Genomic DNA, 24,212 nt, shown 5'->3' with positions numbered 1-24,212 from the left:
CCCTCACGGTTTAGCTCTTGCCATTCGCTAGTAGTTAACGTTTAATAACCTATACGTTATATAAACGGTGACTTTCCTACAGAGGACTTTCACCTCATTAGTTCATGCCCATGCTGGGCGTACACAAACCAATGCACGCGGAGCCAGCTACGTTGCCCGGTGATTGGGGCGTTAGGCTGATAGGAAACTTCATGGCAAATACCCTTAAAGCATTCCTCCTGGCAGTTTCGCTCATGCTGCCCGGAGTCGCGTTCGCCACTGCTCAGGTGCCTGACACCATCCGCATTGATGGCGAAGAGCACTACTTGAATACGAACCCTCTGAGTGCCCACTTGGAAAGTGTCAGATGGGAGCATCCGGAGAATATCGTGATTTCTTCCGCCAACTGGCGAGGCTATATCGCAAGCTGGGAAGTAAAGGATGAACAGCTTCTATTGATCGAAGTAACAGTTCTTCTAGGTGGAGCTGATCGCGGCGACTACGTCAAGAAGAGCATTCTCGCTGAGCTATTTCCCTCGTCTCCGGCCGGAGTGCCTGCGAACTGGTACAGCGGCGCCCTCATCGTTCCGCAAGGCGAGATCACGAACTACGTGCATATGGGCTACGACTCATCGTACGAGAGCTATAAAGTAATCCGGGTGGACGCCGGCCGGGTAACCGAGCATCTCAGGCTTTCGAGCGATGAGTTCGAGCAGTACAAGGACGAAAAGTTCGAGGAGTTCACTGAAACAGATGAGTTCAAGGAGTCTCTGGACAGGCTGCGAAAGGAAGCGGACGGGATGACTGAAGAGCAGATCATTGGCTTTATGAAAAGCTTTTTTACCGAGCGTTATCTTTCCCTGTGAGTATCAGCCTAACAATGCGCTCAAGCCGACGCCACATCGGGGCGGCTTAGCTTAGGCGTTATGTATCTTGGTGACTCTTATGGCAGATGCCGCCCTTCAAGACATAGAGCTGTTTTCTTCAGCTGACTATGTTGGCGCCTTCAGTGAAGTTGCGCCGACCGAAAACCAGTGGGGGATGTTGCGCGTACACCTGGCTGCGCCAAACCACACGATCACCGCACGCCACATGGCGCGTGCTTTCGGTTACTCCAATTGGAACGCCGCAAATCTCCACTATGGAAAGTTTGCTGGGAAACTCTGTAATGCATTGAACGTTTCCCCTTCCACCAACCTTTCGGTACTTGCCGAGTTTTTCAAGGCTCCCGGCGTTGAATGGGAGTTTCAGCTTCGTCCCTCCGTTGTTACCGCCCTCGAAGAGCTTGGCATCGCTGGTGGTAGCTGGTCTTTTCAAGAAGAAATGGCTCCCGATGAGCCTCTCGTCGAAGGTGCCTGCTTCACTGTGAAAGTCAGTGCCTTCGAGCGTAATCCCGTTGCCCGTCAAAAGTGCGTCGCTCACTACGGTAGCAGTTGCACCGTCTGCGGTTTCAACTTCGGTGCTGCATACGGCGGTTCCGCCGATGGGTACGTTCAGTGGATCACTTGAAACCGCTGGCGTCTATTGGCGAAGAGTACGTCATCGACCCAATTAAAGACCTTCGTCCTGTCTGCCCGAACTGTCATGCCGTCATTCATCTTCGTCAGCCTCCGTACAGCATCGAGGAAGTGAAAATCATGTTGCATGGTGCCACAGATGCATAACCTTTCGGTCAACTGGACCTGCGCGGAAAGTCGCGCAGTCTGGTTACCTCCGCGTTATATGCCTAAATCAAATTATGGAGAAATTATGATCACTGAAAAGGATATCAAAACATCAATTAGTAAGCACTTTGTGAAAACTCTAGTACTCATTGCTTTAATGACAATTTTTATGCAAATCATATATATATTTTTTTTTAATGACTCTGAGTTTCCACCACTACTGATTATCATTTTCTCTATTGGTGGCTGTTTAAATATATTTCAAAATGTTTTGCGTGATTTGTTTGTACTACAGAATAAAGCTGATAAGCCATAGGCATATAACAAGGGTTATTATGCCGGACAAATTACAGGTGGTTGGCTGTGACCTAGAATCCACTCACGGTTATGCTAAGCGCATTCTGTTTACTCTCAAAAAAAACACCATAAACAAAAAAGCGAACACGAAGGTTCGCTTTTTTAATGCTTTCTTAAAAAAAACCGAGCTTACATATACTCGCTCATGGGCGGGCATGCGCATACCAAGTTGCGGTCGCCGTATACGTCGTCGATACGGTTCACACTTGGCCAGAACTTATGGCCTGGTAGCCATGGTGCTGGGTAAGCGGCTTCTTCGCGGCTGTATGGGCGGTTCCAGTTCTCGTCAACAATGTCAGCTAGGGTATGCGGTGCATGTACTAGCGGGTTGTTGTCGGCGGCCCATTCGCCGTTGGCTACTTTCTCAATTTCCTTACGGATGCTGATCATAGCGTCGATGAAGCGGTCCATTTCTGCTTTCGATTCTGATTCCGTAGGCTCAATCATGAGCGTGCCCGCTACTGGGAACGACATGGTGGGCGAGTGGAAACCGTAATCTTGTAGGCGTTTGGCCACGTCGATTTCGGCAATGCCGGTGGTTTCTTTCAACGGACGCAGGTCGATAATGCATTCGTGTGCCACCCGGCCGTTACGACCGCTATACAACACGGGGAAGTGCCCTTCTAACCGCTTAGCAATGTAGTTGGCGTTTAAAATGGCCACTTCAGTTGCTTCGCGTAGGCCACGGCTACCCATCATGGCAATGTACATCCATGGAATAGGTAGAATGCTGGCACTGCCGTAAGGTGCAGCTGAAACAGCGCCGTTGCCTTTCACTAACCCTGCTGCGTCGATAGACACGTGGCCTGGTAGGAAGGGTTCTAAATGGCTTTTCACACCAATAGGGCCCATGCCTGGGCCACCACCACCGTGTGGAATACAGAAGGTTTTGTGTAGGTTTAAATGCGACACGTCTGAGCCGATAAAGCCAGGCGAGGTTACCCCTACTTGCGCGTTCATGTTGGCACCGTCCATGTAAACCTGGCCGCCAAATTCATGAATAATTTCACATACTTCTACGATATTTTCTTCGTACACACCGTGAGTTGACGGGTAAGTCACCATGGCGCACGACAACTGATCGGCCACGCTGGCGGCTTTTTCACGTAGGTCGTCGAGGTCGATGTTGCCTTTCTCGTCACAGGCCACCACCACTACTTTCATACCGGCCATTTGCGCCGATGCTGGGTTGGTACCGTGGGCTGACTCTGGAATTAAGCAAATTTTACGATGCCCTTCTCCACGGCTGTTGTGGTAACGGTCGATGGCTAACAAGCCAGCGTATTCACCTTGCGCACCCGAGTTCGGCTGCAGGCTCATGGCGTCGTAACCGGTAATGTCTACCAGCCAGGTCGACAAGGTGCTCAGCATTTCTGCGTAACCTTGCGCTTGGTCTAATGGGCAGAACGGGTGGAGCTGACCAAATTCAGGCCAAGTAATTGGAATCATTTCAGCGGTGGCGTTGAGCTTCATGGTGCACGAGCCCAGCGAAATCATGCTGTGGTTTAATGCTAAGTCACGCCCTTCTAGCTTACGAATATAACGCAGCATTTCTGTTTCAGAATGGTAGGTGTTAAATACTTCGTGCGTTAAGAACGGCGTGTTACGCAGTAATTCAGCTGGTACACCGGTGTTTGCTTGGGCGGCGGTGTCTAACCCTTCAACGGTTAAACCATGACCTTCACCAAAGATTACGTTCAGCAGTAGTTCGAAGTCGGCACGGCTTTTGGCTTCGTCGAAGCTCAGGCTCAATTGGCTAGCGGTGTCGATGCGTAGGTTTAATTCCGCTGCTTTTGAACGGGCAATGATGGCTTCACGGGCGCTGTCTTCAACCTTGAAGGCAAGGGTGTCGAACCAGGTAGTGTTCACTGGTGCCATGCCTTTTTCACGTAATGCCGCTGCCATCATGCTGGTCATGCGGTGAATACGGGCAGCAATGGTTTTTAAACCTTCTGGGCCATGGTAAACAGCATAGAACGACGCCATGTTGGCTAATAATACTTGGGCGGTACAAATGTTCGAAGTGGCTTTTTCACGACGAATATGTTGTTCGCGGGTTTGCATGGCTAAGCGCATAGCGGCTTTACCACGGGTGTCGCGCGACACGCCAATAATACGGCCAGGTAAGGCACGCTTGAATTTTTCACGGGTGGCAAAGAATGCTGCGTGAGGACCACCGTAACCCATAGGTACGCCAAAGCGCTGGGCCGAGCCAAACACCATGTCGGCACCCATTTCGCCAGGCGTTTTACAATGCACGAGGCTCATTAAGTCGGTGGCAACACCCACTAAACCTTTTTGTGCTTGTACAGCGGCAATTACGTCGGTTAGGTCGAGCACTTCACCGTTGTTCGACGGGCTTTGGAATAGTGCGCCGAATACGTTGTGGTTACCCGCTTCCTGCCATGGGCCCATAATAATGTCGAAACCGAACATTTCGGCACGGGCTTTCACCACGTCTACGGTTTGAGGGAAGACGTTATCGGCAACGAAGAATGAATTTGATTTTGATTTGCTCACACGCTGGGCAACGGCCATAGCTTCTGCAGCTGCAGTGGCTTCGTCGAGTAGCGAGGCGCTAGCCATTTCTAAACCAGTTAAATCAATGGTTAACTGCTGGAAATTTAGAATAGCTTCAAGGCGGCCTTGAGCAATTTCTGGCTGGTAAGGCGTGTATGCCGTGTACCAACCTGGGTTTTCTAATACGTTACGTACAATCACGTTCGGCACTAAAGTGTCGTAATAACCAGCACCAATATAGCTAGTGAAAACTTGGTTTTTCTTCGCTATCGCTTTTAATTTAGCGAGCGCGTCACGCTCTGTCATTGGTTCGCCAACACTTAAAAACGGTTCGCGCAAAATAGCGCTTGGTACCGTTTGTGCGGTCATGTCTGCTAATGAGCTGGCACCAACAAATTCCAGCATTTCTTTCTGTTCATTAGCGTCTGGACCAATGTGGCGTTGAATAAAGTCGTCGTGTTGCTCAAGTTCGTATAGCGATTTACTGCTCATTCAAATGTACCTTCATGTCGTTGACAATGCAGAGGGTGAAAGAGAAGACCCCGGAGAACCGGGGTCTTTGTCAAACAGGTGTTGCTTAGTCGTCCGCGATTGACTCGTTATAACCTTCTGCGTCGAGAAGGCTGTCTAGCTCAGTCGCGTCTTCCATTTTAATTTTGAACATCCAACCGTCGCCATAAGGGTCGCTGTTTACTAGCTCTGGTGAGTCTTCTAGCTCTTCGTTTACGGCAACAATTTCACCGGCAACTGGCGCGTAAATGTCTGACGCAGCTTTTACTGATTCTGCTACGGTGCAGTCGTCACCAGCGGCAACTGTGTCGCCCACTTCTGGTAATTCAACGAACACCATGTCGCCTAGTAGGTCTTGGGCATGTTCAGTAATACCAACGGTAACGGTTCCGTCGCCTTCGTTACGAACCCACTCGTGGGTAGACGCATACTTTAATTCTGCAGGTATCTGGCTCATATTATTATCCTTTGTATTAAAAAAATTAAAGTTCGACCAAAGCCTTACCGTGGCGAACAAAACCTGGCTTGGTTACTTTAACTGTAACCATTTTTTTACGCATTTCCACTTCTGCTGTGTCACCTACAGTTGCAGGTACACGAGCCAGTGCAATACTAACGCCTAAGGTAGGTGAAAAGGTACCTGAAGTAATCACGCCTTCGCCACCTTCAACCACAACTTTTAAGCCGCTGCGTAGTACACCTTTTTCAGTCATTACTAAACCAACCAGCTTCATTGGGCCAGCGGCTTTTTCTGCTTCGAGTGCAGCGCGACCAATAAAGTTACGGTCGGCTGGGTCAAAGGCAACACTCCACGCCATGTTCGACGCCAGTGGCGACACTTCTTCGCTCATGTCTTGGCCGTAAAGGTTTAAGCCTGCTTCTAAGCGTAAGGTGTCGCGCGAACCCAAACCACAAGGTTTAGCGCCAGCAGCTAGTAGGGTATCCCAAACTTTAACCACGCCTTCTACCGGTACGATTAACTCGTAACCTGCTTCACCGGTGTAGCCCGTGGTGGCAACGAAAAGCTCGTCGTGCTGCACACCAAAGAAAGGCTTCATGGTTAACACCGCTGCGTGTTGTTCGGCAGACAGTACGCTTTTCAAAATTTCTGCTGAATTCGGGCCTTGTAAAGCGATAATACCAAACTCAGTACGCTCGGTTACTTGCACGTCGTACTCGGCAGTTTGTTTAGCCAACCATTCTAGGTCTTTGTCGCGGGTGGCCGAGTTAACAATGGCGCGGTACGATTCGTCGTTAAAGTAATACACGATCAAGTCGTCAATAATGCCGCCATCTTCGTTCAACATGGCACTATAAATTGCTTTGCCTGGCTCTTTTAGCTTGTCTACATCGTTGGCTAACAGGCGACGCAAATAAGGCTTAGCTTCTGGGCCGGTTACGTCAACAATGGTCATGTGCGACACATCGAAAATACCTGCGCTTTGACGAACCGTGTGGTGTTCCTCAATTTGCGAGCCATAATTTATTGGCATGTCCCAACCGAAAAAGTCGACCATTTTCGCGCCAGCTGCTAAGTGCGCGTCGTACAATGCAGTCCGCTGTGCCATATTAAATACCTATTGATGAAATAATGGGCTTCATTATATGAGGGCGCCGCCCTAACAACAAATTAAAAAGGCAAATCAGTGTATAAGTATTTGTTATACTACTGCGATTAAAATTGAAAAAGTAAATACCTAGCCATGATGAAACACTTTTCCCTCGACACCTTGCGTTCTTTTACCACGGTGGTCGACTTACAAAGCTACACCTTAGCGGCCGAGCGTTTAAGCCGTTCGCAACCGGCCATTAGTTTGCAATTAAAACGCCTCGAAGAATTGGTTGGCAGCCCGCTTATTCACCGTCAAGGCACTGGCTTAAAGCTTACCCCAGCGGGGCAAGAGCTTTATCGGGGGGCGGTGCAGCTGCTGGCCCACCATGATCAACTGATGGCACGTTTTCGGGCCAAGCCAATTACCGGGCAGGTACGCTTAGGTATTCCCAGTGAATTTGCCACCGCTTTATTGCCGCGCATTCTGGGCCAATTTGCCAGCAGCTACCCGCAAATTACCTTGGAAGTAACCTCGGCGTTGAGTCGAGACTTACGCTTGGCCGCCAGCCGTGGCAGCTTCGACGTTATTCTTACGGTGGCGGAACAGGCTCCTGAAGGGGCTATTTTGGTGAAAGAAGACGCCTTAGTGTGGGTAGGTGGCCGAGTAGAGCTAATGGACTTACAGCCCTTGCCGTTAGTGTTAGCTTCCGAAGGCTGTATGTACCGCCGGCGTACCTTAGCGGCGTTAAAAGAAGCTCAAATTAGCTCGCGTATTACCTATACCAATAACGACTTAACTGGTATTAGCAGCGCCTTAAACAGTGGTTTAGGGGTAACGGTGCTTGCCCGTAGCTCGGTACCGCCCGAACTGCACGAGCTTAAGCCTAATGAGTTTAAACAAAGCGAACTGTTACCGCCCTTAGGCTCGATTAATATATTTTTAGAGCGCCATGGCCAGTCGAACAATTCTGCGGCCGACCATTTACAAAGCTATTTACATGACTTTTTGAGTGCCACTAATTAGCCTTTTTTAAGCTAGCTAAAACTGATTGGCTTGGTTAATAAAAAACCTTTTCACTGCCCGAGCGCGGTTAGTGGTGTTTAAGCCTAGAGCCCGCACGGCTTTAATAATGGGGTTTTGGATTAAAAATAACTGATGAAACCCTTCCATAGCCGCAATGTGTCGCACCGCTGCAGTTTTACGCGCTCGCTCATAGTGGCGCAAAGCCCGCTGTAACTGGTCGTTGTTCCATTGCCCTTGCAACGTACCTAAGCCATTTAACTGTTCGGCCAAGTACCAAGCGTCGCCCAAACCCAAGTTGGCTCCCTGCCCTGCTAGCGGGTGAATGGTGTGTGCGGCGTCGCCAGCTAACACAAAGCGGCCTTGTAACCACTGCTCGGCGTATTGCATGCGTAGTGGAAATGCTTGGCGTTCACTGGCCAGGGTTAAGGGCCCTAAGCATACGTCGCTGGCCACGGTAAGCTGCTGTTCAAAGTCGGTCGCCGAAAGCGCTAACAATTCAGCCACTTTGTTCGGCGGTGCGCTCCACACAATAGATATTTCATGTGGGTGCGCTAAAGGTAATAAAGCGAGCGGCCCGGTGGATAAAAACGCTTGGCGAGCAATATAGTTATGGGCTTCGGTCGTTTTGATAGTGGCCACTAAACCATGTTGGCCATAGTCTTTAAAGCTGGTGGGCAAGCCTAGTTCTTGGCGCATTTGTGAACGGCCACCGTCGGCTGCTACGACCAATTGCGCCAGCACCGTGTCGCCATTTTCAAGCTCTAAGGTTACGTCGTGCTCGTGTTCACTAAAGCTTTTCACTACCGCTTGGGTAACTAACTGTACGTTAAGCTGCTCTGCGCGTTGCCATAGCGCCCCTTCCACCACAGCGTTTTCGATAATGGTGCCAATATGGCTAAGGTCGCTTTCTTCGGCAGAAAAGCCAATGCGCGCGCCTTGGTTTTCGTCCCACACTTGCATACCGGTGTAGGTACCTTGGCGGCCTGCTGGAATAAGCTGCCAAGCACCAAGCTCGGTTAACCAGTTTTGCGCGGCTCTATTTAAGGCACTTACCCGTAAAGTTGGCTTAGTAGTAATTTGTTTGGCTTCGCCGCGCTCAAGCACACACACGTCACGGCCACGTAATGCCAATGCATTTGCTAACGCTAGGCCTATCATGCCGCCGCCAATAATAGCCACTTGGGTTCGAATTAACGCCATAAGGTCTCCTGTGCGCCAAAGCCCATGGCCTTTTGTGCGATAGGTTTCGCCAGAACCGGTACCATGCGCAAAACTTTTAGGCCGCAACGGCGGCTAAAACTAAGGCAGCTTTGGTCGCTAGAAAAGAGTCGCACTAAGCTGTCAGTAAAGGTTTGTACCTGTTGATAGTCGGGTTTGCGCAGCGCTTCATATTGGCTAAGCACGGTTAAGTCGCCTGGATCTTGCGCTGCACTGGGCAGTTGAGATAACACTTGCTTCAGCACTAACACGTCGCGTACGCCAAGGTTATAGCCCTGCCCCGCCACTGGGTGTAATGTGTGCGCGGCATTGCCAATAACCGCAAAACGGTGGCCAACAAAGCGCTGGGCTACCATAAGGCTCAACGGAAAAGCACCTGCCCGCTCCGACTTCACAAAATACCCAGCGCGTGAACCGAATAGCTTTTGCGCGCGGTGTCTAAATTCGTCTTCCGGCAGCGCCAACAAATGTTTCACTGTTGCCGCTTCTGCGCACCAAATAAGCGCAAAACGTTTTGGGCCACAAGGTAACAATGCCAACGGGCCTTCAGGGGTAAAACGTTCATAAGCAGTTTGGTTATGAAACTTGTCCGTATCGATAAAGCCAGCAATAGCCGTTTGACCATACACCGTGGTGTTCATATTAATGCCTAACTTGGCCCGGGTGGGCGACTGGCTACCATCGGTCACTATAAGTAATTTGGCTTCAATGATGGCGCCGCTATTTAAGTGCAGCTGTTGGCAACTGTCGGTAGCTACAAGGTGCTCGATAAAGCTGCCTTTTAACCATTGCACGCCTGTTTGTTTATTACATGCGCTGGCTAAGGCCCCTTGAATAGCCGAGGCTTGCGCCACATAGCCAAGGCTAGCCACTTGCTCTTTGTCTGCATGCAAGGTGCTACTACCTGACCCAGTACTGTCGCTAATATGAATGTGCTCTATCGACGTAGCCCCTGCAATGTCTGCCCACACACCAAGTTCTTCTAACACTTGTTGGCTACGTAAGGCTAAGGCAATGGTGCGGGGGTCTTGGTGGGGCGTACCGGTTTCAGGATCAATCAGTACAACTGTCCACTGGGGAAAGTGGCGGCTTAATACCAGTGCGGCAAGTGCACCTACCAAGCCGGCGCCAGCAATGACAATGTCTGCCTTAGTGATTTGAGTTTTAGAAGCCTTTGCCTGTTGCGCTGTCATCGGCCTGCTCTCATCAGTGCTTCAATACCTTCAATCGACTTGGGCACTGTCGCAGTTAAGTTTTCGTAGCCATGCTCGGTAATCAGAATGTCGTCTTCAATACGAATACCTATACCGCGATAAGCCACTGGGCAGTCGGCGTTGATCGGAATATAAATGCCCGGCTCTACCGTTAGCACCATGCCTGGCTCTAAAGGGCGTGGTTTGCCGTTAACTTGGTAGTTACCCATGTCGTGTACGTCGAGCCCTAACCAATGGCCGAGCCCATGCATAAAATAAGGCCGAAAGGCGAGGTTTTTAATTAGGGTGTCGGTGTCGCCAACTAAAATACCTAACTCAACTAAACCAGCCACCAACACCTGCGTACAGGCACGGTACGCATCGGGCAAGGTTACCCCAGGCTTTAGCACCGCTAGGGCTGCTTCTTGAGCTTGTAATACTACTTTATAAAGCTTGCGTTGTGGCTCGGTAAACGTGCCGCTAACAGGAAAGGTGCGGGTAATGTCACCGGCGTAACCTAAGTATTCTGCGCCAGCGTCTATCAGTAGTAAGTCGCCTTGCTTTAATTGGTCGCTATTGCTGGTGTAATGTAAAATACAGGCATTTTCACCACTACCGCAAATCGTGCCATAGGCTGGACCACTGGCCCCGCGCATAGCAAACTCATGATGAATTTCTGCTGCCACTTGGTATTCATAAAGCCCCGCTTGAGTAAATTTCATCGCTCGACGATGGGCATCAGCACTTATTTTACAGGCTTGGCGCATTACTTCTTGTTCATAGGGCGACTTAATTAAACGTTGATTATGCAACAGTGTATTCAAGTCATGAATACGTTCCGGCGCTTGCATGCCTTGGCGTTTGCCTGCTCGCAGCTCGCTTAATGCCTCGGCTAAATAAGGACTAAACCAAGTGTCGTCGCCTTGCGCAATGTATAGGTCGGAACGCCCATCGAGCAACTCAACAAGCAGGTACTCTAGGTCATCGGTACTTTCACAACGATCAACCCCAGCTATTTCTTTGGCCATGTCGCAACCTAAGCGGCGGCCGTGCCAAATTTCAGCTTGTTGATCACGCGGCAACACAAACAGCACACTTTGCTCTGGTAATTCACCTTGCTTGGGCAGCACTACTAGTACGCCATCAGGTTCATTAATGCCTGAGCAATACCAGTAATCGCTATTTTGGCGAAAGCTATAGTGGGTGTCATTCGAGCGTACCACTTCACGGCCGGCAGGAATAATAGCCACACTATTGGGTACCATGTGCTGGACCAATTTAGTACGGCGCGCATGCAGTTCGGCGACGGGGATCATTCCTACTACTCCAATTAATGAATGGTCGAATTACTGGCTGGCTTTGGTGGTGGCATTTGACCTAATTCACCAAAGCACATAATTGCGGTAATACGCACGTACTCTGCTATTTCATAAAATGAACGCTCGCTTTCTTCGTCGGTAACGGCGTCGGGGTCTAGGCGGGCAATTTCTGCTAAGTCTTGTATACCTTCGCGTAATTCTGCTGAAGCTTTTTGTAAGTTTTGCTGGTTCACTGCAAAGCCTACTAAAAAACATTGAGCCCATTCGGTAAGCGCCACCAAGCGGTCGGCCAACAGTTCGTCGTCGGAAGGTAACAGCGTTTGGAAACTTATTTCTGGGCAGCCAAGGTCGGTTCTAATGGATTTGCCTAACTGTTCTAGCCTGCCTTTCATGGCTGGGCTAAACTCTTCCCCGTCATTGGCTAAGTCGGCCAATATCGGTAACCATTCGTTGCCCGAAGCGCGCTGCCCACTAGCGAGCAAACCGGTTAACATGCCATGCAACTCTGCTGCCGAAATGATCATTTGCTCTTGCGCTAACCATCGTTCCCATTGATCAAATAAGCTTGTTGCTGAGTCTGCCATAAGGCCACCTTATCTATGTTGTAGCGAGTATTTATGCCGAATTCTATTAGCCCATATCCTAACACCTGAATAGCAATGCAGCTACTTTATGCTGAGCTTGTTAGCAGCTGTAAAGCCAAACTAAGCTTGTTGCATAAATACGCCTTGCTCGCTATGCTTTCGCCCCGCACGATGACATGACTAAAGATCGAGGAGATTTTTAATGAGTGGACAAGTTGTCGACATAAGTTTGCTCGAACGTAATTACCGCATAATGTGCCCTGAAGGACAAGAAGGCGCCCTACGCGACGCTGCGCGCCAGTTAGACGAACGCCTGCTTGAAACTCGTGCTGCCACTAAGCTTACTAATATTGAACAAATTGCAGTTATGACTGCACTGAACTTGTGCCACGAATGGATGGCTGAGAAAGCTGCGCAAAACGAGAAAATAACCGCTCTTGAAGACAAGGTAAATTTACTTCAAGCGACTATAAAAAAAGCAATCGGTGGCCCAAAACACGATTCTCTACCAAATTCTTAATTAAATGCGCTATAATAAAACTGCTCCCTGAGATGTTAGCCAGCATGTGATGTCCCTGAGCCTATGTTTTTAGAATTGGATTCTATTTGTTCTTCAGTGTGCATGCCCAGTTTACTGGGAAGCCTTAGAAGGGTAACTTAGAAACCGCCTTGAGCCTTAGGGTTCAAGGACTAACACACGGCAGCGGCATCTTGGGGAGTCTTTCTTTTAAGGCTTGTCAATTAAAACGTATGTGGAAGTTGGTATGCGTAAACTAGAAGTTGTTGCCGCAATTATTATTACCATAGCGACGATTATTATTTTGAACACCTGCAGTGGCAATTTCCAAGCCCCCCCGCTTGACGAAGAAGTAGGCACCGAAAACACTCTGCAATAACAAACTTGCTTTCGGCTTGTTAATAAATAGGCCCTTGGTAGTCATCGTCTGGTGCTATTTTGGTATAATTTTCTTCTCCACCAATGCCTAAGTCGTAAATAAACGTATATTTGTCGGCAGGTGAAATAAATAACATTTTATTGCTTTCGCCATAAGTAATTTTCAATTTGTCCCATGATAAGGCTGGCCCTGGCCGCAAGGTTCGCATTGCTTCAATGTTTTTAATGTCTTCAATGGCAATGCGGTAACGCAATGGCCCACAGCGGGCCACTAAATATTCACCGGTAATACTGTAATTGGTTGATAGCGTAACCCAAGCGGGCCAAACCACCATTATTAAAAAAATCAAAAACGCCAGCAAACCCTGCCCCACAAGTAAAAACATGGCCGAAGCGGCAAAGCCAAACACTGGAATGCTCATTAGTATTAACATGAAGAAGGGGTCTGCTTTGCTCGAGTGATGTTTGTCCACTTAATTTTCCTCTGCTGCGGTTTTTGCTTCGGCCACTATCGCACGTACATCGGCCAGCAAGTCTGCTACTTTATAAACCACTCCATTACGTACCGTATAACGAATACCCTCGGTGCGCTCAGGCTGATTTTGTTCATTTAATTGATAATGCCCAGTGCCATACAATACTTTAAAGTTACGTAGTGGGTTTTCTTTCACAATGACTAAGTCTGCTTTTTTACCCGGCATAACACTACCAATCTCATTATCTAACCCAAGCAACTCAGCCCCAGACAAGGTGGCCGAACGAATAACTTCCAGCGCATTAAAGCCTGCTTCACGTAGTAGCTCTAATTCTTGAATGTAGCCAAAGCCGTAGGTTTTATAAATATAGCCTGAGTCTGAGCCTGTAGTTACTCGCCCGCCATGGTTTTTGTAGTCGTTCACAAACTGCATCCACAAGCGGTAGTTTTCGCGCCATGCCACTTCATGGTCGGTAGTCCAGTCAAACCAATACGAGCCATGAGCATAACGGCTTGGGGTAAAAAACTGCCACAATACCGGCAAGGTATAGTTTTGGTGCCAAACCGCGTTACGTTGGGCGGCAAGGTCGCGACTAGCTTCATAAATGGTAAAAGTGGGGTTTAGGGTGAAGTCGAGGGCAATCAGTTCGTCGCGCACTGCATTCCAACGCTCACTACCTGGTGCTGCGGCCTGTTTCCACAGCTGCCCCGCTTCGCCAAAACGGTCTTGTTCGTTTTGGTAATTATAGTCGGGTGAATAGTCTTGAATAACTTGGTTGGTAAATAGCGCCTCAGGTAAGCCGTACCAGTGTTCTAATGAACCTAACCCCATACGAGCTGAGTCGAGTGCGTTAGTGCGAACCACGTTTAGTTGCGCATGGTGCATCATGGTACCTAGGCCTAACTGCTTGGCCTCGCTTAATGCGGCGGCAATAACTTGTGGTGTCGCGCCAAAAAACTTAATGCCATGGGCGCCCCGTTGGTGGATACCACGCACCCAACTGCGTGCTTGTTCGGCAGTAGTAATGGGGTCGTTACTGCCCATACCAAAAGTGGCGTAGGGAATTATGCGTGGTGCGACAATTTCATTGCGCTCTGCCCGTGCCGCATGGTCCAAAGTCCACTCTAGGCCACGAAAACTACCAGGTTCGCGTACGGTGGTAACGCCATGGGCTAGCCATAATTTCAGCACATACTCTGGCGGAATGTCTTTTGCAGAACCACCTAAATGCGCATGTACGTCGATAAAGCCAGGTAAAATATAGTGACCAGTAATATCGAGTTCTTGATCGCCTGGACTTGCTATTGGCCGCCGCCCTTCCATAATTGGCACCCCAGGATAGCCCACCACTTTTACTGCTTTAATGCGATCGTTTTCAATCACAATGTCGACCGGGCCAATAGGTGGCGCCCCTTCGCCGTTAATAAGTATGCCGCCACGCAGAATAAGGCGTTCGTAAGGGCCTTCGCCCCGATCGCGAGGCGGTGCTTTTTGTTCGGCGCCACAGGCAGTAGTAATTAGTAAAAAGCTAAAAGCAAGCAGCAGACTGACATAACGCATACTGATATCCTGTTGGTATTCTGTTGAAGCACAATGGTTAAAGTGTCGCAGTCTGGTTAACATACTGCAACTGCATAGGAAGGAAAGGCTTTAATGACAAACAAACCACAAGGCGACTTACGCGCACAGCTACGCACGAAATTAAGAGCTGCACGCCGTCAGTTAACGCCTGACCAGCAACAGCAGGCCGCCATGAAGGTAAGCACCCACTTACTGCAACAAGACTATGTACAAAGCGCCAGCACCGTTGCCGTGTATTTAGCCAGTGATGGTGAAATTGACTTAACGCCCTTTATTGAGCAGCTTTGGCTACAGTCAAAGCTGGTGGTAGTACCCGTTATATCTAGCCAGCAGCAAGGTAAAATGTGCTTTGTGCCGTATCAAGCAGAGTCGATATTGGTGAATAACAAATATGGCATTGCCGAGCCAGCCTATAGCCCCGAAAACAAAATAACCCTAGCCGACATAGACGTTATCTGTGTGCCACTGGTTGGTTTCGACAGTAACGGCCAACGTATTGGCATGGGGGGAGGCTTTTACGACCGCATACTGGCACCTTGGTTTGAAGGCCAATTACCCCATTTACAACCGGTTGGCGTAGCTCACGACTGCCAGTACCAAGCCAATTTACCTGCCGCCACATGGGACATACCGCTGCCAGTGGTTATTACACCGTCAAAGCTATGGCAGTTCTCGACACCTACCGTATAATACTTAACCATTACCGAATCACTTTATTTAACCACAAAACTATTGGGAGCCACATGAGCAGTCAGCCTTTAAGCCCACAAGACGCGGCAAAAAAACACGCCGCCGAAGCCGCCATTCCTTATATTGAAGAAGGAAGCATTGTTGGGGTCGGCACCGGCTCTACGGTAAATTTTTTTATTGATGCCTTAGCCAAGGTAAAATTTGACCTAGAAGGCGCTGTTTCGAGTTCGGAAGAGTCGACCAAACGCTTAAAAGCCTTGGGCATTCCCGTATACGACTTAAATGGTGTTCCCGAAGTAACTGTTTATGTAGACGGCGCCGACGAAATTAACCGCCACTTACAAATGATCAAAGGCGGTGGTGGGGCTCTTACCCGAGAAAAAATTGTGGCCGCCGTGGCGAAAACCTTTATATGCATTGCCGACAAAAGTAAGTACACCTTAAAACTCGGCGACTTCCCTTTACCCATTGAGGTAATTCCTATGGCTCGTTCGTATGTGGCCCGGGAACTGGTGCGGTTAGGCGGTGATCCTGTATATCGCGAAGACTTCATCACCGACAATGGCAATATAATTTTAGACATTCACCACCTTGATATTTTAGAGCCCATTAAGTTAGAAGAGGCTATTAATAATATTACCGGCGTGGTTACTAACGGTTTATTTGCTGCTCGTTCGGCTGATATTGCCCTATTAAGTGATGGCCACACCATCGAAACCCTCACGCGTTAAGGAATGTAGTAATGGCCCCGGCTTATTCTCTTGCTAAAGAAAAAATTAAAATTTTATTACTTGAAGGTGTTCACCCAAGCGCCGTTGAGTGTTTTGAACAACAGGGTTACACGGAAATAGTACAGCATGCTGGCGCTATGAATGAAGACGAGCTGGCCGACTGTATTAGTGAATTTCACTTTGTTGGTATTCGGTCGCGTACGCAATTAACCCGCAAAGTATTTGCCAACGCTAGCCGTTTAACCGCGGTGGGCTGTTTTTGTATTGGCACCAACCAAGTCGACACCAGCGCTGCTCGCGAATTTGGCATTCCGGTATTTAACGCGCCGTTTTCAAATACCCGCAGCGTGGCTGAATTGGTTTTAGCTGAAATTATTATGCTGCTGCGTAAAGTTCCTGAGAAAAACATGGCCTGTCACCGCGGCGAATGGCTAAAGTCGGCCAGCGGTGCCCATGAAGCGCGCGGCAAAACCTTAGGTATTGTAGGTTACGGTCATATTGGTACTCAGCTTGGTATTTTGGCCGAGCTACTGGGTATGCGGGTATTGTTTTACGACATTGAAACCAAGCTTAGTTTAGGTAATGCCACGCCAATGAAGTCGTTAAACAGCTTATTGGAAGCCAGCGACATTGTAACCTTGCACGTGCCAGAAACACCGCAAACCCAACTAATGATTGGCGCCACTGAAATTGCATTAATGAAACCGGGGGCGTCGTTAATTAATGCCTCGCGCGGAACTGTGGTTGATTTAGAAGCCCTTGCTACGGCTTTAAAAGCCGGCTTACTGAATGGCGCCGCTATTGATGTATTCCCAGTTGAACCCAAAAGCAATACTGAAGAGTTTCTTTCGCCACTACGGGGTATCGACCAAGTTATTTTAACCCCTCATGTGGGCGGGTCGACTCAAGAAGCGCAAGAAAATATTGGTATTGAAGTAGCACTGAAAATGATTAAGTACTCTGACAATGGCTCAACTTTGTCGGCTGTTAACTTTCCTGAGGTAGCATTGCCCACGCAGCATGGTTTTAGCCGATTACTACATATTCACCAAAATAAGCCCGGGGTGCTCAATCAAATTAACCAAGTATTTGCCAACTTAAATGTGAATATTGCCAGTCAGTACTTACAAACCGACAACGAGCTTGGTTATGTGGTTATGGACGTAGAGCACGGCCAAGCCAAAGCCGTACTCGATGAACTAAAAGCTGTACCCGGCACCATTCGCTGCCGCGTATTGCATTAACCGTATTGCGTTTACCGTACTTTCATTAACACCGTGCAAGGCTAGTTTCAGCGACCTTGCACGGTACTTTTCATTAATTCGGGAGAGGCGTGACGAACGTCTTTTCCGCGCACAAAATAAATTATATATTCGGCTATATTCTGGCAGCGATCGCCAATGCGTTCGAGTGATCGTGCCGACCACATCACGTCCATTATTTTCGGGATGCTGCGCGAGTCTTCCATCATGTAGGTCATTAACAACCGCGTTAGTGCTTCGTATTGACGATCAGCCGTCGCGTCTTGTTGGTGCACTTCAAATGCCGCGTCTTCATCCATACGGGCAAAAGCGTCGAGCACTTGGCGCAACATAGTTAGTACATGCTGGCCCAAGTTTTCTAAGCTGACTAATAAATGCTCTTGCTCTTTATTGAAGCTTTTTAACGCCACCCGGGCAATGCGCTCACTTTCGTCGCCAATACGCTCAAGATCACTAATGGCTTTTAAAATAGCTAAAACCAACCTTAAGTCGCTTGCCGTGGGTTGGCGCTTGGCAATAATACGCGTGCAAGCACTGTCAATGTCTAGCTCTAGCTCGTTAATGTTCACGTCGTTACTAAGCACGCGGTTGGCTAATTCTTTGTCATCTAACTGAATGGCCATAAGCGCATCGGTTAATTGTTTTTCTACCAAGCCACCCATAGCCAGCACTTTGCTCATAACCGAACTTAGCTCGGCGCTAAACTTGCCAGAAATATGCTTGCCTAAATTTAATTTGTCCATAGCTTCCTCGCTACCAATAAGCCACTTAACCTAACCGTAACGGCCAGTAATGTAGTCTTCCGTTTGCTTGCTGCCGGGGGTAGTAAACAGCACGTTGGTATCCGCATGTTCAACTAACTCTCCCATATACAAGAACGCAGTAAAGTCAGACACTCGCGCCGCCTGTTGCATATTATGCGTAACAATAGCGATGGTGTATTTGTCTTTTAATTCATCGATGAGCTCTTCAATTTTCAAGGTGGAAATTGGGTCTAACGCCGACGCGGGCTCGTCTAGCAGCAACACTTCCGGCTCTATAGCAATGGCCCGAGCAATCACCAAGCGTTGCTGCTGGCCTCCCGACAAACCAAAGGCGTTGTCATTTAAGCGGTCTTTTACTTCGTCCCATAAGGCCGCACCGCGTAACGAACTTTCCACCACTTCTGCAAGCGTGCGCCGATCGTTTACCCCTTGTAAGCGCAAACCGTAGGCAACATTTTCATAAATTGACTTAGGAAATGGGTTGGGCTTCTGAAACACCATGCCCACCCGCCGACGCAGTTCAGACACGTCTACTTTTGGTGCATAAACATTTTCGCCGTCGAGCAACACTTCACCTTCCACTGTGCAGTTGTCGACTAAGTCGTTCATACGATTAAAGCAGCGTAATAAAGTTGACTTGCCACACCCCGAAGGCCCAATAAAGGCGGTTACTTTGTTTTTTGGTATTTGTAAACTAATGCCTTTTAGGGCTTCGTCTTTACCATATTTCAAACGCAGGTTACGAACTTCAAATTTAGTTTCAAAGTCGCTGATTTTTTTACCCTCTCCTGCCGCTGTTAGCGCAGTTTTTATCGCTGGCTTTATCTGTTCAGTTGCTGACATAGCGTGTTCTTACCTCTTCAATTTTAAACGGCACTCAGGTTTCGTGCATAAACGGCGATGTTAATCCGAATCACTACGATATTTTTCTCGCAAGCGGTTACGTATGGTTACGGCCGTTAAGTTCAGCACGATAATTAACACCACTAGCGTTAATGCTGTGGCATAAACTAAAGGTCGTGCTGCTTCTACATTCGGGCTTTGAAAACCCACATCAAATATATGAAAGCCAAGGTGCATTATTTTGCGATCTAGATGTACAAAAGGAAATTCACCGTCAATGGGCAAGGTTGGCGCTAGCTTTACTACACCCACTAACATTAATGGTGCAACTTCGCCTGCTGCACGGGCAATGGCCAGAATTAACCCTGTCATCATGCCCGGCGTGGCTAGCGGCACTACCACGCGCCATAGGGTTTCCGACTTGGTGGCGCCTAAGGCCAACGAGCCTTGACGAATGGTACTAGGAATTCGCGCTAAACCTTCTTCAGTAGAAACAATCACCACTGGCAAGGTTAGTAAGGCCAGCGTGAGTGACGCCCAAAACAAGCCCGGCGTACCAAAGGTAGGTGACGGCAACGCCGCTTCATAAAAAATTCGGTCAATATTGCCACCTAAAAAGTAGATGAAGAACCCTAAGCCGAACACTCCGTACACAATAGAAGGCACACCCGCCAAGTTATATACGGAAATTCGTACCATGCGGGTAACAAAGCCCTGCTTGGCGTATTCGCGCAAGTAAATAGCCGCCAACACACCAAAAGGCGTGACCATAATCGACATAATAAACACCATGGTTATGGTGCCGAAAATAGCGGGAAATATACCCCCTTCCGTATTTGCTTCCCGTGGCTCTGCCGATAAAAACACCCATACTTGTTTAAAATACTCCGACCACTTTTGTAGAGCCGACATGTCATTCGGTAAGGTGATTGCCACAATATCGGCCAATTTAATGTCGGCTTCTTGGCCATTCACCATTTGCATGCGCAGCACCGCTTGTTGCTGCTCTGCATACAAGGTGTCTAGCTGTTGGCGCAAGGCGAGGTAGTCTGCGTCTAATTGCGTTTTTTCCTGCTCGATTTGTGCCAATGCCTGCTGCAACGCATGGCCTGACACTTGATCGAGCTCTAGCTGGCGCTGCTGCAACCTTAGCGCTTCCATACGGGTGTTTATTCGGCCGATGTCACCGCGTTCAATACGCTTAATACGTTGATGCGCTGCAACACTTTCTGCCACCTGTTGTTGCACCTGTTGGTGAAAGTCGGCCGCTGAACTTAAAACTTCTGTGCCGCCATACTGCAAGGCCTGCGGAAAGCCAAAGAAGTCGCCCCAGGCTCTACGTTCAATAACGTATACGCCTTTCGGGTATTGAAACTCCTCCATACCCATATTAAACCGCCACACAAAGTCGGAGCTAACATGCTCACGGTTGCCTTGTTTTACCAAGTAGCGCGTGACCACCTTCATGTGTTCTGGCACCACATGGCCAGCTTCCCGCGCAAAAGCTGCCGTTACCGTTTCGCTACGGGCGATTTCACCAAGTAACACCTCGTGTATATTATTTTTGGCATCGTTAATTTCTATTTGTGCAACGTTAGTGGGCCAAAAATGGCTGAAGCCACGTACCGCAATAAGCCCTAGCAAGCCAACTACCATTACCACGCTTATTGTTACCGCTCCGCCGGTTAACCAAATCCAAGGTGAGCCGCTGTTAAACCATTTTTTCATAACTATGGCTCCTTGTTATAAGTTGCTGTAACGCTTACGCAAGCGTTGACGCACCACTTCAGCAATGGTGTTAAGAATAAAAGTAAAGGTAAACAACACTAAGGCAGCTAAAAACAGAATTCTAAAGTGCGAGCTACCCACAGCTGTTTCTGGTAATTCAACGGCAATGTTGGCCGACAAAGTACGCATACCTTCGAAAATGTTGAAATTTACGATTGGGCTGTTGCCAGTTGCCATAAGTACAATCATGGTTTCGCCAACGGCGCGGCCAAAACCAATCATGCTGCCGGAAAAAATACCTGGGCTTGCTGTAGGCAACACCACCCCAACCATGGTTTGCCACGGCGTAGCTCCGAGTGCCAACGAGCCTTGGGTTAAATGTTTCGGCACATTAAACACGGCGTCTTCGGCAATAGAATAAATGGTTGGAATAACCGCAAAGCCCATGGTCACCCCAACCACTAAGGCGTTACGTTGATCATAGGTAATACCGCTATTGGTTAGCCACTGACGCATACTACCGTCGAAAAAAATCACTTCTACCCAAGGGCTTGCGCTAACAGCGAACCAGCCAAAGGCCAGCACCACCGGCACCAAAATAGCCGCTTCCCAGCCCCCCGCTACCCGATTACGTAAGCGGCTGGGCAAGTAACGCCACAAGAAAGACGCCAGCACCATCATCAAAGGCAAGCCAAGTAATAATGAAAAAACTGCGGGTAAGTTATTTTCCATAAAGGGCGCCAGCCATAAACCCGCTAAAAACCCGAGAATAACCGTGGGTAGTGCTTCCATTACTTCTATGGTTGGTTTAACAATACCGCGCAGTTTTGGGGTCATGAAGTACGCCGTGTAAACCGCAGCCATAATGCCCAACGGCATGGCAAACAGCATGGCAAAAAAAGCTGCTTTTAATGTACCTATCGACAAGGGAATTAACGAGAATTTCGATTCAAACTCGTCGTTACCCGACGATGACTGCCAAATATACTCAGGATCAGCCCGCCCTTCGTACCAAACGCGATTCCATAGTGCTTTAAACGACAGTTGCGGGTGCTGATTCCACACCGACGCGAAGGTAACCCTGCCCTGAGCAGTAACGGCCATAACCGCTCGGTTAACGGGTGAAATAGCCATATTGGTAATGGCTTGCTCGCTTAGGTTTTTACTCAATAAGGTGCGCGACGACGTTGCATAATGAACACTGACATTGCCTTTGCTGTCTGCCGCCAGAAAACCTTTTCGGGTATATTCTGGGGTAATTTTGGTAATGGCGCCGGGCTGGCTAGCGAAGTTGCGCACACGCTCAAAACTATAATGGTTGCTGTTATCGCGTACGGGAAACCACTGACTTAGTTCACCTGTTTTAGTACCAACAACAACCGATACCGACCCGACTAAAAAGTCGAAAGCCGTAATTTCAGCTCCCACGTCGACGGTTTGCAACACACGGGGTGCTGTAAGGTCGCTGATGTCTACATAATGTATGCGGCTTTGTTCAGCCACAAAAAGATTTTGGAAGCTTTTATCAACTAAAATAAAGCTCGGCTGCATATTTAATGCCGTTAATTGGCTGCGTTTTACTTGCGTACTAAGCGCGCCGGTAAATAAATTTTCCCGCGTGCTAATGTGCGCTAACACCCAACGCTGGTCGGCGGTAACACCAACCGCAAGGACCGCCGGCCTGCCTCGGGTAGATTCCTGCACCGCCAGTTGGCGAATAGCTTGGCCTTCAAGGTCGAGGGTTATTGGCGTATTACCATAAGGAAAGCTAACCTGCGGACTAATATGGCGTTGTTCATTGGGGAACGACAGTTCATAGTCAGGCCGTACCAACTGAATACCGCCTTGGTTCGTTCCGTAGGCCACCAGGCCACCTAAATACTCTGCCGCTGCAAAGCTACTAGGCTGCTGGTTAGCGGGAAAAACCACTCCTTGCTGCGCCCTAATGCTGCCGTCATTTAAGTTGAAAAAAGTGACCTTGCCTTGCGCTGAATAGCGTATACCAAGCTCTTGATAACGTTCCATAGTTAAGTGTGCTAGGCGGTCGCCAGCGGGCAGTGCTGGCATAGTGTATTCAGCCACAGGCTCGATGGTTGCGCCTTTTAATATGGGCAGCACTTCATAAAGTAAGTACACAAAAATAAGTGCTAACGACAACACCACCCCATAACCCGCAGCGGTAATACCAATTCGGGAAATGTTGTCTTTTAGCCGACGCCAACGGCGGCGTTTTTCACGCAGTGCTTGTTCAGGCAATTTCGACCTAGCAGGCTTTCCTGTCGCTGTGGCCACTGTTCCTGTCATGGCGCTGCCTCTATGCCAAGTTCATTACGTACTCGCGCTGCAACAACTTCAGGTAGCGGCACATAACCGTCGCGAAATACAACACCTTGGCCTACCTGGCTATAAAGCATACGAACAAACTCTCGCATCATTGGGTCAAGTGGTCGATTCGGGTGTTTATTGATATACACATATAAATATCTCGCTAAAGGGTAGTCGCCGGTTGCCGCATTGTCTGGGCTAGGCTCAAAAAACTCGCCACCTGTTTTAACTGATAAGGGTAAAGCGCGTACACTCGAGGTGCGGTAACCTATACCGGAATAACCAATACCATTGATAGACTCAGACACCCCCTGAACCACTGACGACGACCCTGGTTGTTCATTAATACTTGATTTATAGTCGCCGCCAAACAGCGCCATGTCTTTGAAGAATCCATAGGTGCCAGACACCGCATTGCGACTGTACAAAGCAAAGTCGCGCTTTGCCCATGCACCGGTAAGCCCTAACTGCCCCCAGCGGGTTATATCTTGGGCATAGCCACCGCGGCGGGTAGCCGAAAAAATAGCATCTACTTGAGGTAGGCTTAATCCTTCTATTGGATTGTCTTTGTTTACATACACCGCCACCATGTCTATGGCCACCGGCAAGGCGTAAGGTGCATACCCGTGCTTATTTTCAAAGGCTTGAATTTCTGATTGGCGCATTTCACGGCTCATGGGGCCTAACGTAGCAGTGCCTTCCGTTATGGCTGGCGGCGCGGTAGAAGAGCCGGCCCCTTGCACCTGAATATTGACATTGGGATAGTACTTATTGAATTCTTCGGCCCACAGAGTCATTAAGTTATTGAGTGTGTCGGAGCCTATGGAACTTAGGTTACCCGACACACCCGAAGCCCGTTCATAGTGAGGTAAATTAGGATCAACATCGGCATAAGCCGTTATGCTACAGGTTAGTATTAGCGCACCAAATAGTGACACCGCACGTTTCTTTGCTAACATAAAATCTCCTTTGCCCTAGGGTAGTGTGGAGTAAATAT

22 protein-coding genes, 1 other RNA gene and 1 pseudogene are annotated in these 24,212 nt (G+C 48.7%); 10 read left to right on the top strand and 14 right to left on the bottom strand.

The annotated features are described in order from the left end of the window. The first annotated feature begins 191 nt into the window (after positions 1-191). From M1L23_RS14815 to M1L23_RS14805, 3 genes are all read left to right on the top strand, one after another. Positions 192-845: a hypothetical protein gene (locus tag M1L23_RS14815; protein WP_252628252.1), complete on the top strand. Its 654-nt coding sequence runs from the start codon at positions 192-194 to the stop codon at positions 843-845. A 79-nt stretch (positions 846-924) separates the two neighbouring features. Then, on the top strand, positions 925-1,488 hold the full coding sequence (locus M1L23_RS14810; RefSeq protein ID WP_252628250.1) for a hypothetical protein: 564 nt from the start codon (positions 925-927) through the stop codon (positions 1,486-1,488). A 240-nt stretch (positions 1,489-1,728) separates the two neighbouring features. Beyond that, entirely contained in the window at positions 1,729-1,959 is a 231-nt protein-coding gene (locus M1L23_RS14805) for a hypothetical protein (RefSeq protein WP_252628248.1), read from the top strand. Between the two features lie 170 nt (positions 1,960-2,129). Here M1L23_RS14805 and gcvP read toward each other — a convergent pair whose 3' ends face one another. The 3 genes from gcvP to gcvT form a co-directional block, all read right to left on the bottom strand. Next, positions 2,130-5,012, bottom strand: coding sequence for an aminomethyl-transferring glycine dehydrogenase (gcvP, locus tag M1L23_RS14800; protein WP_252628245.1), 2,883 nt, complete (start codon positions 5,010-5,012; stop codon positions 2,130-2,132). Positions 5,013-5,097: 85 nt separating this feature from the next. After that, on the bottom strand, positions 5,098-5,487 hold the full coding sequence (gene gcvH / locus M1L23_RS14795; protein WP_252628244.1) for a glycine cleavage system protein GcvH: 390 nt from the start codon (positions 5,485-5,487) through the stop codon (positions 5,098-5,100). 25 nt (positions 5,488-5,512) lie between these two features. Further along, positions 5,513-6,598 carry a glycine cleavage system aminomethyltransferase GcvT gene (gene gcvT / locus M1L23_RS14790; protein WP_252628242.1) on the bottom strand — a complete coding sequence of 362 codons (1,086 nt, stop codon included), beginning with the start codon at positions 6,596-6,598 and terminating at the stop codon, positions 5,513-5,515. 135 nt (positions 6,599-6,733) lie between these two features. Between gcvT and M1L23_RS14785 the strand changes: the two genes are divergently transcribed. Then, entirely contained in the window at positions 6,734-7,606 is an 873-nt protein-coding gene (locus M1L23_RS14785; protein ID WP_252628240.1) for a LysR family transcriptional regulator, read from the top strand. Positions 7,607-7,621: 15 nt separating this feature from the next. On the opposite strand, the gene M1L23_RS14780 is transcribed toward M1L23_RS14785, so the two are convergent. Genes M1L23_RS14780 through M1L23_RS14765 form a run of 4 tightly spaced genes read right to left on the bottom strand, consistent with a single transcriptional unit; the run spans position 7,622 to position 11,920 of the window. Further along, positions 7,622-8,806 (bottom strand): FAD-dependent oxidoreductase, encoded by a 1,185-nt coding sequence (locus M1L23_RS14780; protein ID WP_252628238.1) that lies wholly within the window; start codon positions 8,804-8,806, stop codon positions 7,622-7,624. Continuing rightward, positions 8,797-10,017 carry an FAD-dependent monooxygenase gene (locus M1L23_RS14775; RefSeq protein WP_252628236.1) on the bottom strand — a complete coding sequence of 407 codons (1,221 nt, stop codon included), beginning with the start codon at positions 10,015-10,017 and terminating at the stop codon, positions 8,797-8,799. The genes M1L23_RS14780 and M1L23_RS14775 overlap by 10 nt, the downstream gene beginning before the upstream one ends. Continuing rightward, positions 10,014-11,333, bottom strand: a complete 1,320-nt coding sequence (gene pepP, locus M1L23_RS14770) for a Xaa-Pro aminopeptidase (protein WP_252628234.1) — start codon at positions 11,331-11,333, stop codon at positions 10,014-10,016. The genes M1L23_RS14775 and pepP overlap by 4 nt, the downstream gene beginning before the upstream one ends. 14 nt (positions 11,334-11,347) lie before the next feature. Next, positions 11,348-11,920, bottom strand: coding sequence for a UPF0149 family protein (locus M1L23_RS14765; RefSeq protein ID WP_252628233.1), 573 nt, complete (start codon positions 11,918-11,920; stop codon positions 11,348-11,350). A gap of 202 nt (positions 11,921-12,122) precedes the next feature. Here M1L23_RS14765 and M1L23_RS14760 point away from each other — a divergent pair, with 202 nt between their 5' ends. The 3 genes from M1L23_RS14760 to M1L23_RS14920 all read left to right on the top strand — a co-directional run bounded on the left by M1L23_RS14760 (position 12,123) and on the right by M1L23_RS14920 (position 12,816). Beyond that, positions 12,123-12,440: a cell division protein ZapA gene (locus M1L23_RS14760; RefSeq protein ID WP_252628231.1), complete on the top strand. Its 318-nt coding sequence runs from the start codon at positions 12,123-12,125 to the stop codon at positions 12,438-12,440. Positions 12,441-12,461: 21 nt separating this feature from the next. Next, a non-coding RNA gene (gene ssrS / locus M1L23_RS14755) (6S RNA) lies at positions 12,462-12,642 on the top strand. Positions 12,643-12,684: 42 nt separating this feature from the next. Beyond that, the gene (locus tag M1L23_RS14920) at positions 12,685-12,816 is read left to right on the top strand and encodes a hypothetical protein (RefSeq protein ID WP_256473859.1); all 132 of its coding nucleotides are present in this window, start codon (positions 12,685-12,687) and stop codon (positions 12,814-12,816) included. Between the two features lie 19 nt (positions 12,817-12,835). Here M1L23_RS14920 and M1L23_RS14750 read toward each other — a convergent pair whose 3' ends face one another. Both M1L23_RS14750 and M1L23_RS14745 read right to left on the bottom strand, forming a co-directional pair. After that, a complete protein-coding gene (locus M1L23_RS14750; RefSeq protein WP_252628229.1) occupies positions 12,836-13,288 on the bottom strand; it encodes a PH domain-containing protein in 453 nt (150 codons plus the stop codon). Continuing rightward, positions 13,289-14,851, bottom strand: a complete 1,563-nt coding sequence (locus M1L23_RS14745; RefSeq protein WP_252628227.1) for an amidohydrolase family protein — start codon at positions 14,849-14,851, stop codon at positions 13,289-13,291. A gap of 93 nt (positions 14,852-14,944) precedes the next feature. Here M1L23_RS14745 and M1L23_RS14740 point away from each other — a divergent pair, with 93 nt between their 5' ends. From M1L23_RS14740 to serA, 3 genes are read left to right on the top strand one after another with little or no spacing between them, the layout of a single operon-like run. After that, positions 14,945-15,562, top strand: coding sequence for a 5-formyltetrahydrofolate cyclo-ligase (locus tag M1L23_RS14740; RefSeq protein WP_252628226.1), 618 nt, complete (start codon positions 14,945-14,947; stop codon positions 15,560-15,562). A gap of 53 nt (positions 15,563-15,615) precedes the next feature. Then, on the top strand, positions 15,616-16,293 hold the full coding sequence (rpiA, locus tag M1L23_RS14735; RefSeq protein WP_252628224.1) for a ribose-5-phosphate isomerase RpiA: 678 nt from the start codon (positions 15,616-15,618) through the stop codon (positions 16,291-16,293). A gap of 11 nt (positions 16,294-16,304) precedes the next feature. Beyond that, positions 16,305-17,537 (top strand): phosphoglycerate dehydrogenase, encoded by a 1,233-nt coding sequence (gene serA, locus M1L23_RS14730; RefSeq protein WP_252628222.1) that lies wholly within the window; start codon positions 16,305-16,307, stop codon positions 17,535-17,537. A 47-nt stretch (positions 17,538-17,584) separates the two neighbouring features. Here the strand turns inward: serA and phoU are convergent, their stop codons facing one another. From phoU to M1L23_RS14705, 5 genes and pseudogenes are all read right to left on the bottom strand, one after another. Beyond that, positions 17,585-18,298 (bottom strand): phosphate signaling complex protein PhoU, encoded by a 714-nt coding sequence (gene phoU, locus M1L23_RS14725; RefSeq protein ID WP_252628220.1) that lies wholly within the window; start codon positions 18,296-18,298, stop codon positions 17,585-17,587. Positions 18,299-18,328: 30 nt separating this feature from the next. Then, positions 18,329-19,069, bottom strand: a pseudogene (gene pstB / locus M1L23_RS14720) (phosphate ABC transporter ATP-binding protein PstB); the annotation flags it as partial. A gap of 153 nt (positions 19,070-19,222) precedes the next feature. Continuing rightward, entirely contained in the window at positions 19,223-20,890 is a 1,668-nt protein-coding gene (gene pstA / locus M1L23_RS14715) for a phosphate ABC transporter permease PstA (protein WP_252628216.1), read from the bottom strand. A gap of 15 nt (positions 20,891-20,905) precedes the next feature. Then, entirely contained in the window at positions 20,906-23,194 is a 2,289-nt protein-coding gene (locus M1L23_RS14710; RefSeq protein ID WP_252628214.1) for an ABC transporter permease subunit, read from the bottom strand. Next, the gene (locus M1L23_RS14705; RefSeq protein WP_252628213.1) at positions 23,191-24,174 is read right to left on the bottom strand and encodes a PstS family phosphate ABC transporter substrate-binding protein; all 984 of its coding nucleotides are present in this window, start codon (positions 24,172-24,174) and stop codon (positions 23,191-23,193) included. Before M1L23_RS14705 ends, M1L23_RS14710 begins: the two co-directional genes overlap by 4 nt. Positions 24,175-24,212: the final 38 nt, after the last annotated feature.

It is taken from the genome of Aliidiomarina quisquiliarum (genome assembly GCF_023922585.1).
Taxonomy (GTDB): Bacteria; Pseudomonadota; Gammaproteobacteria; order Enterobacterales; family Alteromonadaceae; genus Aliidiomarina; species Aliidiomarina quisquiliarum.
This window is presented reverse-complemented; position numbering and strand designations above follow the sequence as displayed.